At 31.7% G+C, this 11,634-nt stretch carries 8 protein-coding genes and 2 pseudogenes; 3 read left to right on the plus strand and 7 right to left on the minus strand.

All coding sequences use genetic code 11. The features are described from left to right. Nucleotides 1-608: 608 nt before the first annotated feature. The 7 genes and pseudogenes from AD998_20455 to AD998_20485 form a co-directional block, all read right to left on the minus strand. Complete coding sequence (locus AD998_20455; protein ID KOY84564.1) at nt 609-1,205, minus strand: hypothetical protein; 597 nt, start codon at nt 1,203-1,205, stop codon at nt 609-611. Between the two features lie 89 nt (nt 1,206-1,294). Continuing rightward, nucleotides 1,295-2,192: pseudogene (locus tag AD998_20460) on the minus strand (manganese catalase). Between the two features lie 697 nt (nt 2,193-2,889). Continuing rightward, on the minus strand, nt 2,890-4,071 hold the full coding sequence (locus tag AD998_20465; protein ID KOY84565.1) for a hypothetical protein: 1,182 nt from the start codon (nt 4,069-4,071) through the stop codon (nt 2,890-2,892). 7 nt (nt 4,072-4,078) lie between these two features. Next, entirely contained in the window at nt 4,079-4,351 is a 273-nt protein-coding gene (locus tag AD998_20470; GenBank protein ID KOY84566.1) for a hypothetical protein, read from the minus strand. Nucleotides 4,352-4,374: 23 nt separating this feature from the next. Continuing rightward, nucleotides 4,375-4,900, minus strand: a pseudogene (locus AD998_20475) (hypothetical protein). Nucleotides 4,901-5,211: 311 nt separating this feature from the next. Next, complete coding sequence (locus AD998_20480; protein ID KOY84567.1) at nt 5,212-5,691, minus strand: hypothetical protein; 480 nt, start codon at nt 5,689-5,691, stop codon at nt 5,212-5,214. Nucleotides 5,692-5,941: 250 nt separating this feature from the next. Next, nucleotides 5,942-6,520, minus strand: coding sequence for an NADPH-quinone reductase (locus tag AD998_20485; protein KOY84568.1), 579 nt, complete (start codon nt 6,518-6,520; stop codon nt 5,942-5,944). A 707-nt stretch (nt 6,521-7,227) separates the two neighbouring features. On the opposite strand from AD998_20485, the gene AD998_20490 reads away from it, so the two are divergent. The 3 genes from AD998_20490 (at nt 7,228) to AD998_20500 (ending at nt 11,197) form a co-directional block, all read left to right on the plus strand. Then, nucleotides 7,228-9,384, plus strand: a complete 2,157-nt coding sequence (locus AD998_20490; GenBank protein ID KOY84569.1) for a hypothetical protein — start codon at nt 7,228-7,230, stop codon at nt 9,382-9,384. A gap of 809 nt (nt 9,385-10,193) precedes the next feature. Continuing rightward, nucleotides 10,194-10,586, plus strand: a complete 393-nt coding sequence (locus AD998_20495; protein KOY84592.1) for a hypothetical protein — start codon at nt 10,194-10,196, stop codon at nt 10,584-10,586. A 293-nt stretch (nt 10,587-10,879) separates the two neighbouring features. Further along, nucleotides 10,880-11,197: a hypothetical protein gene (locus AD998_20500; protein KOY84570.1), complete on the plus strand. Its 318-nt coding sequence runs from the start codon at nt 10,880-10,882 to the stop codon at nt 11,195-11,197. Nucleotides 11,198-11,634: the final 437 nt, after the last annotated feature.

Raw genomic sequence — 11,634 nt, forward strand, 5'->3', positions numbered from 1 at the left:
AGGTCGAAGGTCTGTCTTGTCAAATTGCACTGTCACTGTGCAATGGCCTGCAAGCTCTTTTAATTTTTTCTGGGATTACTTTTGTGCGATGAGAAAAAATAAAATGTGCTTGCAAATGAATTGGTTTGATTTTAATTTGGAAATACGAATGATATTAAATTCAAACAGGCTCTTCATTGGTTTACCCAAGAAAGAACCTGCTAAAATTAAGAAGTTGAAAGTTATCTTTGAGAAGATATTTCTGTTTCTTCTTCCTATGCTACTGCGTGAACATTGATTAGTCACACTGAAACTACTTTTAATTTTTTGTTAGCTCCTGTTTTAGCACGTAAATGTCTTTTAACTCATCTTCAAATAAATTCATAGGTTGTGAATGATGCATTAAGTTATTGAAATTTCCTCTCTGAGTAGCTTTAAACTGTTTTTACTTTTGGAGTTGTTTACTTTCGAACCACTTCCAAATTTTGATTTTAAAGTTTAGCTACATTGTCCAAGCAGCACCCAGATTATTACAAAAACTACAATAGTGCCTAAACAACCACCACCTAATTTTTTTGCTCCGTAACCTGCAATTAGTCCTTTAAAAATATTGTTCATAGAAATTTGATTTATGCTTCTTCTTCTGCAGCTTTAACATTAATTGCACTCACTGCAACTTCACTTAATTTTTCGTCAGCCGCTTTTTCTTCGTCAAGCGTTGCTTGCAGTAAATCTACTGCATCATTCAAACCAAGCGTTTCGGCAAACTGGCGAAGTGTTCCGTAAGATGCAATTTCGTAATGCTCCACTTTTTGTCCTGCCGAAATAATTCCTGCATCACGCATTGCACCCTCCTCACAATCTTGCATAATTTCTTCTGCCTCTTTCATTAAACCTTCCATTGCCTGACATTTTTTTGCTACGGCTTTTTTCCCTATTGATTCAAATACTTGTTCAACACGACTAACTTGTTCTTCAGTTTCTCCAAGATGTGCTGTAAGTGCATCAATCAATTCCTGTGACGTTGCGTTCTTAATCATTTTAGGAATTGCTTTTGTCAATGCTTTTTCCGCCCAATAAATGTCCTTCAACTCATCTTCAAACAATTTCATAAGTTGTGAAGATTGCATTCCATTATTGGAATTTTCTTTTGGAGTTCCGTTAGAACTGCTTTTACTTTTGGTGCTGCTTTTGTTGGAGCCACTAGCTGTTTTTGAATTATCCATTTTCTTTTGATTTTAATTGTTTGAGAATTATTTATTACCGTTTTTACTTTTACTGTTTGTTTTATGCTATTCATTTCTGCTTCTAAACCATCCTCATAAACACTCCAACTCATTATACCATTTTCAGGTAGAGTGGCTTCATCCACTTCCGCTTTGCCTTCTGCACTCAATGACTTATTATTTTTTTGAACGGATTTATCTGTGCCTTCTGCTTTTTCACTTTGCGAGCCATTTGTTTCAATAATATGTTCCATTGTATCTTCAATGAATTGCCATTCTTCGCTTAATAATGGGCTTTTGCCTTCGTTCCAACCGCCTTTAAAATCTTTGCCTTTTGACATGTTGAAATATTTGTTGCTAAACTTTGGGTCGCTTTGCAAAATGCCTAGTGGAAAGTTTGGCTGATTACTGTCTAATGCCACTTGAAATATTTGGAAGTGTGCAACTTCTCTTATCATTAAATAGCGTAATGATTCTTTTACTAAAACATCATCAGTAAATTTCATCAGGTTTTCGTAAACCATTTTACCACTGGTCTCTGCACCAATATTTAAACGAAGGTCACCGTTAAATCCCCCATTCCCATTATGTATGTTGCACTCCACAAATTACCAACGCTATTAGTGTAGGTGTGCCACCACTCACTATAAAGAAGTGTGGGTTAATCATAGCTTCATGTATGTAATTTTCCTTTGTGGATTTCCCGTCTAACATTTTTGTTAGGTCAGATTCATCTGCTGCATTTTTTAATTCGCTATTTACACCAACAATTTCAAGATGACTGAATTCTTCGGTTGCAATATCCATCAGCATATCATATTTGTCAGGGTATGCTTTTCGGCAACCAAAAGCCTGAACAAAATATTGCATGGCTGCTTTTAATTCTCCATTTGGTCCACCAAATTGTTCTAGAAGAAGTTTGGCAAAACGAACATCGGGTTTAGAAACTTATGCGTTGAATTGTAATTCTTTTACATGATGGAACATTATTTTAGATTTTATTATTATAATACAAAGATGAATAGAAAATTTACCAGTAGTATTACAGAATTATAGGAACTAATTATATCTTTCCCACTTCCACTTTGTATTTATTGTGGGTGGTTAGGAAAGTCCTGTGCCTTACAATTTAATAGAGAGAAGTAATAATTACTATGGGAAATTGTTTGTACGAAATGGGAAAAGAAAAGGGAAATTATGGTTCAAAAGCTCAAACGAAGGAGTAGTGTGTTTGGGCAAAATAAAATGTGAAGCAACTTGGGTTAGTGGGTGGCGTTGCTTCTCTTTTTATTTGGCGAAGCGTTGGCAATTTGTCGTCTGTTGTCAGCACGAATGTTGATGTTTAGTGCTTGGAGATGTGACGAATTTTTAGCACAAATGTTTCATAGAAGCACTTCAGCCATATTGCCAAGCCGATGTGCTTGTTGCACAACTCAAATATAATAGAAAAAAACAAATTTTATAAAAACATGTAAATACTTGTATAAATATTTGATATTCATTATATTCACTTATGCAAGGACATCAAGAATTACACCCTAAGAAGTTTTATCAAGTATCCTTGGAGTCATTAGTTCCTCCAGAGAACTTTTATAGAAAACTATCTGCTCATATTGATTGGCAATTTCTCTATGCTTCAACAGCACATTATTAAGGTAGAGTTAGGCGTAGTTATTTATTATTTCTACTTTCTATTTTCAAACATTGGCAACTCAATCGTAAATATTGTTCCTTTGTCTTTACCTTTACTTTTTACTTTTACGTTTCCTCCGTGACTTTCTGCAATTTCTTTGGCTATCCATAAACCAAGTCCTGTAGACACTTCATTACCTGTTGGTATGGCACTTAACTTACTAAACCGCTTAAAAGCATTATTCATATCCTCAATCGTCATTCCTTGACCTTTATCTTTTACTTCTAAAATCACCTTTTCTCCCTTTTTCTCTAAAATTACAGTAATGTTTTTGCCTCTTGGCGAATATTTGATAGCATTACTTAAAAAATTATCTATCAATTCTAATAACCTTGTTTTATCTCCATTAACATGTATATTCGCTTCTACTGAACTTTCTATTTTCTGCTGTTTTTTTGATGCTAATACCTTATTAGTTGATACTACCCTGTTAGTAAGTTCAGAAAAATCAAAAGGCTCAAATCTATAAATTATATCTACTGACAAATTTTTAGCATACGTTAAAAAACTATCTACTGCCTGCATGCTTTTATCTGCTGCACATTTTATCATATCCCACACTTGTTCTATCTCATCAGGATTTCCTTTTTGCTCTTTTATTATATCTACTAAAGTTGGTATGTTGCAAACTGCATTACGGACATCGTGAGTTATCATATAAGCCATTTTATTTTGTGAATTTATTACCAAACGAGCCATTAGACGCAATTCTAACTGCTCAATCACAACATGGGCTAAATCTTCTAATATCTGTTGTTCTGTAATATTTAGGATTCTTGGCTTTTTGTCAAGAACGCAAAGCGTCCCCAAGTTGAAACCGTCAGAGGTTGTTAAAGGGACTGCTGCATAAAATCTTAATCCAAATTCACTTGTTACTAATGAATTTCGAAGTGTTCTGGGGTCTTTTAGAGCATTTTCTACCATATAAAAATCCTTAGAAAAAATCGCTGATGCACATAGTCCTTCTTCTCTTGGTATTTGCTTAACATTCAAGCCAAATGCTGACTTAAACCAAATTCTGTCAATATCTACTAAAGATACAATAGCAATTGGTACTTTTAATAACTTTGCTGCTAATTTTACTATACGGTCGTATATTCCATCTGGTGGAGTATCCAAGATGTCATACTTCCTTAGTGTTTCTATTCTTTTTATCTCTCTTTTTGTTGTCATTGTTTTTTTAATTACGCCTGACGATTTGGGCTTGGCGAAGTGAGGGAATTATCAGTACAATTTTTTTATCAATCTGAGCGATAAATATGATTTGATTTGACATAATATCATTCCAACGCTGTTTATCGTTAACACTTGTAGTCCAAATTTTTATTTTTTGTTCATTATAATCAGCAATACAAACAGACTTTATGGTTTCAACGAATATATTTTTTATTTCTGACAAATTTTTTAGTTGCCCTCGTTTTATAGTAATATTATCTTGTTTAAATTTCTCCATTAGTTTCGTTGTATTTCTAATTTTTATAGATTTTCAAATTCTTTCGCATATTTCACAAGTCCACTTACGTTTTTTAGCCCATCTTTTACTAACTCAATTGCCATAAAGTGAGTAGTTGGAACATCATAAGGGGATATGATATTCCATTTATTAGCAGGAACAAAATCAAATTTAGGATAGTAATGTTTGTGTCCTAAAACAATAACTGAATTGTATTTTAATTCTTTTGCTTTTTCAAGCCCCTTTTAATTAGTTGTCCTCCAATTCTATACGCTGAAATTCTGGTCGTATTGCCATTGGTGCAAGTGCCAAACTTTCAGTTTCGGTTTCTTGAACAATTTTAATTTTTGTAAACAAAATGTGTCCAACAATTTTGTTGTAGTTGTTGATTGCTACTATTGAAAGTTCAGGAATAAAAGCGTCTTGATTATTTCTTAAAGCGTTTACTAATCTTGCTTCATTGTCTTGCCTAAAAGCAACTTGATTAATTTCAAATACTTCTTTGAAATCGTCTTGCGTTTCTTGTCTTATAAAAATTCGTTTATCCATTATTCACAATATCGTTTATTAGTGGTTTGTCGAATTTCCTGTCATAGAATTGTAACAATAACATGTAATCCTGTTCCTATCAAAAATCCAATTATTGAAAAACCTGTTAGTTTTCGTTGAATTAATTGAGTTGTCATTCCGAAATGGTTTTCTTTTTTAAAGGTTAATTTGTTTTCACCAAATTCTCCCTTGCAAGAATTACTTCTTTATTATCTAAACCGTTTATGTCGAACTAATTATCAGGCATCGTTGCAGATAGCTATAATTGACTAAGATTTGTTATTGCAGTTCTTAAAAGTAGAGTATTTTAGTCATCTTTTTCGTTTTCTGAATTCTGTGTTGGAACTGTCACCATTTGAAATTTCGGTATGTCTGATTTGACTACCTAAATAGCCTGTTCTTTCTGCTAATCCAAAACTGATTAGTGATAAAAATAAAATAATAAAGGCTGTTGCTCTTGTGAACGGTGAATTTCTCCAAGTCAAGAATAAACCTAAAACAGAAGCAAGTCCTAAAATAATTAACGATATTAATGCAAATATTGCAAAGTTTCTGTGTATCTTAATGGTTGTTTCAACAACGCCTTGGATATTTTCTACTGTTTCTTGTGCACCTTCACCTGTCAGATAAGCAATTACAGCAATAATTGAATCCAATACAAAAATATAGTAAGCAGCTATAATGGTCTGATTACTTTTTATCCCAATACCATGTAAAAGCACAAGTGCCCCTAAAATTGAGCCAATAATCGGAAGATATGTAATGAGTAAATGAATATGTGTTTGGTTCATTTTAATTTATTTTAGTCAAAGATTGTAACTATATTTTGATAGAAATCATATTAAGCAATGAGTTATTTAAATACGATAATTTTTTTTCTTTCTGTTAATGAAAAGTCGTAATGATTAGGAGGTTTTCGTGGCAAAAGGGAAAAAAACGGCGGTTTAAAAAAAGCCTGTTTTGAGCTATTTAAAGCTGTTAATTAAATGAATGTAAAAATGTATTTTATATTTCTCACTTTTATGAATTAAATATGTGATTTTAACCTTGTACTTTTCCTAATAGTTCAACCTCTTTCAACCATTGCTTTCTCTTTTTCTCATCAGATGATTTTATTGGAGCAAACATATTAATTTTAACAGGCTTAATTCCACTAAATTCTAAAATTCCTATCTTCATTGAATTATGTCCAGGTCTTTTATTTATTAGCCAATAATACCAACAAGGTGTATCCATTGTAACAAGAAGCTGGGCTGTTTTTCCTGTTAATAATTTATCCCATAATGGTCCTCTCTCATGATATTTAAATGCAAAATTTGGAAGAAATATTCTGTCAATAAATCCCTTAAGCAAAGCAGGATAGGTGCTCCACCAATTGGGATAAACAAATACCAAATGATTGGCTTCTAAAATATCTTTTTGTGCTTGTAACAAATCGGGTTCTAACTCTGATATTTTTCTATACCCAGAAGTCAAAATGGGATTGAATGTTAGATCAATTAAGTTAGTGACTTTGCAAGTTGTGCCAGATATTAATGCACCATTTCTATAGCTTTCTGCTAAAGCAAAGCAAAAACTTTCTTTATCTGGATGTCCGTTGATGATGAGTATTTTTTTCACTATATTAACTTTTAGCAAAGTTAATATAGCACTAAGTCTAATTTGTTATACAATTAAGTGTTTGATTTACATTATTCTCACTTTGTCCTCAGGCAGAATGTCATTGTGCGGATAGGCAAAATTAAATGTAGCGTTTTTGTGTCAGCTTATGGTTTAGCAAAACACAGGTATAAGTAGAAGTTTGTTATATGAAACCAACCTCCTCTTATCTATACCCAACAAACAACTTACCAAAAGAATATCTTTAGTGAAGAGTAACGCCAATACTTTGAAAAAGTGAAATTATGAAAATGAAGCTTTTTTCAAACCAGCAGGGAATTATTTCCCTTTAGAGCATGCAGATTTCTACCCAGAGAATGTTAACCCCAACAACTTGATAACAATTTATCTGCTAGTCAGCGGGTGTTTAATTGAAGGTATGTCTGTTGAAATTACTAAAGATCGTTCGCTCTAAATATTACAAATAATAATTCCTTCAGTAATGTATTTGCAAATTGAAAAATGCAAATCTTTCATTCTTATTTTATTTAAATTCATCTATTTTACCATTAATAGAAATAAACTGCACTTTATGATTATGAAAGGTGGTAATAATAAAAGAATATAAGTGTTTCATAAAAAAACAAGTGTGATTGATAAATTCTAAGAGTATAAACAAATTATTTTAAAATAGTTTTGAGCTCATTTTTAACTCAACATTAAATTGTATGAAACAAATTTTGACACTAACACTATGGCTATTTTTATTGACAGGGTTTACTAAAACTCTACAAGCACAAAATGTAAATTTACAACAAAAGCAATGGTTTTTAAATGAATCAACTGTTGATTTTTCAACACCAAATGCTCCAACTATAAGTTCTCTTCCTCAGGCTTACCCCATCCAAACAGGGACAGGTTATGGCTATTTTGCTGAAACGTCTAATGGTTATAGATTCAATAGTCAAGTATATTTTTATACTGCCTATAATCAACCTCTTAATCAATTAGATGTAATTCACGTTTCAAATGGAACACCAGCTTTGATTGGTAGTATACCACTTACTGATCCTGATCCTTATTATTCTGTTCGTTTAGGCAGGGAATTAAACATTATACCTTATATCTGTAATAGTAATAACCAATTTTTAATTGTTTATGATTTACAATATTACAACCCACAAGGCACATGTGTTCTTAGTATGCTTAAGTTTAATATTGTTACTATTTCACAAACTGGTGGAATTTTATCTTCATCTTATTATGTCCCTGGTGGAGTTCCTGATGAAGAAGGTTTTTATAAACATGAAATAGCAACTACAAGGGTTAGATATAATGAAAATACTTATAATAGAACTATTGATTCATATCGTTTAAGATATTTATATTTCACACATGGAAAAGAAATTAGAAAAGTAACCATTAGATATGATAAGCAAAATGAAAGAGTTATTTTACATAATCCTCCATCTGGTCATCCTAATAGTCTTCCTTATGGTAGTTATGAAACTATTTATACAGCTGAATCAGAGATTGATCCTATTGAACTAGAACTATCCTATGATGGAAAAAAATTAGCTTGGTCAGATAAAAGACATTCAAATATTCATGTTCTCAACTTAAATTATAGTGGCAATTTAGTTTCAAGCCAGATTATTAGAGGTGGAACTAATATAAAGTTAGCAGGAATTGAATTTTCTCCAGATGGCAAAGATTTATATGTAGGTCGTAAAATTACAAACATTAATTTTGCGGGAGTCTTTGCTTATAATTTTCAACAAGCCAAATATTCTTTTGTGAATGGCACAGAAAACTTCTTTAGGTCCCATCTTGAATCTGCTTATAAAAATGGAATACCTCATTTATATGCAGCTTCAGCTAATTATTTGATGGAGTTAAATCTTCAAAATAAGCAAGTGAATCAATATGCTGTAAATTCATATTTTCCATTTAATCAAACTAAGGCTAGATATTATTCACAGCCAAGTGATAGTGATATTTATAGCCTTCCTGATCAAATAGATGGAGAAGAGGCTAATCCACAAATGATTTCAAATCAAGTAGATTTGAGTCATTTAACAGGAACAGTATGTCAGCAATATCTAAATATACAGATTCCTAATGATATAGAAAGTTATCGCTTAATTCTATTTAAAAATGGTATACGAGTAGATACTATTCTTGGAGGAGCAAATGATTATATTCAATTATCTAATTTAAGTCAAATTACTTGTGGAAGTGGTTTATATCAAATTCAAATCGAAGCGACAAGTTTATGTGCTCCTTACTCATCTCTTGGAGGAACAGCTATTTACAAAAAAACATTTTTATCAAATACCTTTCAAATTGCATGTACTCCTCAAGCACCTATTGTTTCTTTCAAGGTTCTAGAGGCTTGTAATGGATTAACAAAGGTATCTTTATTGAATAGTTACCCATCTGGTTATCAAATTGCTTGGTCAGATAACTTAAATGGTCCTCTTCCAGCTTTAGATAATCAAACGATTGTATATTTACCACAAGGTGAATATACAGTGTATGTAGCAAACCCATACAATGCCACTTCTTATTGTCTTACACAAAAAATGTTTACTATAAAATGTCCTCAGACATCTCCTATAGAGGATCCTGTTAAAAAAGAGATAAAAAATACTATTAATATATATCCCAATCCAAGTAAAGTACAAACCAATATTTCAAGTGAAATAGCACTTCATGAAATCATGGTCACAAATACTTATGGAAAACTTATTTTTAAACAAACATATCCGAAAGGTATTCTATCTCTAGAATTGCCCGTTGATTTGTGGGAGAAAGGATTGTATATTTTCCAGTTAAAAACTGAAGACGGAAGAATAGTTACAAAGAGATTTTCTAAAGAATAATTATTGATGTTAAATAAAACCCACATTTCAGTGGGTTTTATTTTTTGTCTATTCTTTACTTAGAATACTTCATCTAAAAGTTCTGGTTCTACTGTTGCAATCACCATCTCTCCCTCTGAGGACGTACTTGGGGTATTTCTCAACATTTAGGGAAATTTTCGAGTTGAGGGTTGTAAAATATTTATAATCAATATTTCTAATACATTCTTTTCCTAACTTTTGAGAACTTCGTAAGCCATTGAGATAACCACAAAAAAAGCTTTAAAAGTACCTTAGAATCAAATGCATGACGTCCTTAAGTTTTGACATCCCCAACTATAAAACTCAATTTAGAAAGTTCTAATACATCTACAAAATGAACGGGATGGTCTTTGGATATACCTTCTTCTAAAGAAGTAAAGTATATTTGACATCTGTCCTTAGGAGAAATATAAGCCATTTTTATAGGTTTTAATATACTTTAAAAATACAGATTTAAAACCTTCTTTGCAAACTCTTTTTTATCTACATTTGAATAATAAATACTTAGTTTTTTTACAGACTGACGTTAGCTGCAATTTTACTAAAACACCGTACAAGGAATGACAAGTAATGAACTACAAGAAATATTAACAGAAAAAATAGAACGGGGCAACTGTTTTAATAAACAGGTTCGGGATATTTTAGTTGACTACAAAATTTCGGGTGGACAACAGGAAACCGCCAAAAAAATTATGGAACAATTAGTAGTTGACTTTTCAGGGAATGAAGTTTTACAAGACAGGGTATACGATATACTTGACATTGTTACAGGTTGGTGTAGTCCTGAAATGAGAGTTTGGGACGAGCAGAAATCAGAAAAATTAGCAGATGGTCTTCAATTTGGGGATGTTGAATCAGGGGTGATATTTAATCATTTTTCATTTTGCGAACTTATAAGAAACATAATGGTAAAATATGGAAAGTTAGACCGCAAATTAGCAACTGAAAAATTGAATAATTCATATTTGACAAAAGCACCGAGAACAATTAATAATGTCGTATTAATGACACACGAATTGGAATTTCATTGGGCTATGTTATTAGTTCACGGACATATGTATTGGACAAAAGGAATTCCAAGCGACTTTAACGAGTTTGAAGAAGAATATCTCGCTTGGGAATCGGAAACAAGACAAAAATACAAGTTGAAAGAATCATATGAATATTATGACAAACAATAAAAACAGCCACTAATAAGGGTGGCTGTTGCACAACTAGAAAAATAAAATAAACTTTTTTTACTAAATTTTAAATCTACTGATAATTGAAAATCAACAAACTAAAAATACAGATATTTCAAATTTTGTTTTAATTTATTTAAATTTGTAGTTGTGCAACAAGCACAAGAGATTTGCTGAAGTTCCAAAAATCTGAGCGAAGCGAAGAAGTTTTTGGAACTTCGCAAATCTCCGCCCCGTTGTGTGTTATAATCTCATATAAATCATTAAAAAACTAAATTTATAAACTCAAAGAAATGAAAATTTACATCATTTTTATTAATATCATTTTTATATTGTGCTTCTTACCTTCTTTAGGTGCAGCAGTGATGTCGCCTATGATAATGGCTTCAGCTACTCGAGATAGGAGAGAAATGCCTATTGGTATGTTGGCGATGATTATGGTTGCTCTTTTTCCTGTGGTAATTGCGATTGCACAATATTGTTCTTGGAAGTATTATTCCGCTAACAACTTAAAGTTTTCCTTATATTACGCCTGTGCACCTTTGATGTGGGTAGCTCTTTTATTTTTGTTATTACCTCTTGCTTGGGTTATTGGTCGGTTGTTTTTTTAGTTTTATCAAATAATGAATAAGTTTGATAACTGAATGAAAAATAGAAATTTAGAACTGAAAATGTGCAAACTTTTGAATGAAAAACCAATATTTTGAAACTGAAAACTGATTTTTAGGTTTAAAAAAAACTAAAAACTTTGGTGCTAAATAACGAACTTTTAAACGAAAAAATGACAGCATACAACATGGGTAACTGTTGCACAACTCAGTTCTACAACTTTCATCTTGAAGGCTGTATCATATACTTTTCGGATAGATTTCTGTTTCATTTTCCAAAGTAAGAGTTTTTGATTTACGCCCTTAACTCTTTCTCCATTCTAAGTTAGCACTTCCAAAAAAGCAATATAGTCTTTCAGAATAACTTTTTCCAATTAATTTAATCTTTCATGAATGTCTGATAAAAATTGCTTAGTATTAAAAGCTATATCTACAAGAGA

This window comes from bacterium 336/3, assembly GCA_001281695.1.
In the GTDB taxonomy this organism is placed as follows: Bacteria; Bacteroidota; Bacteroidia; order Cytophagales; family Thermonemataceae; genus Raineya.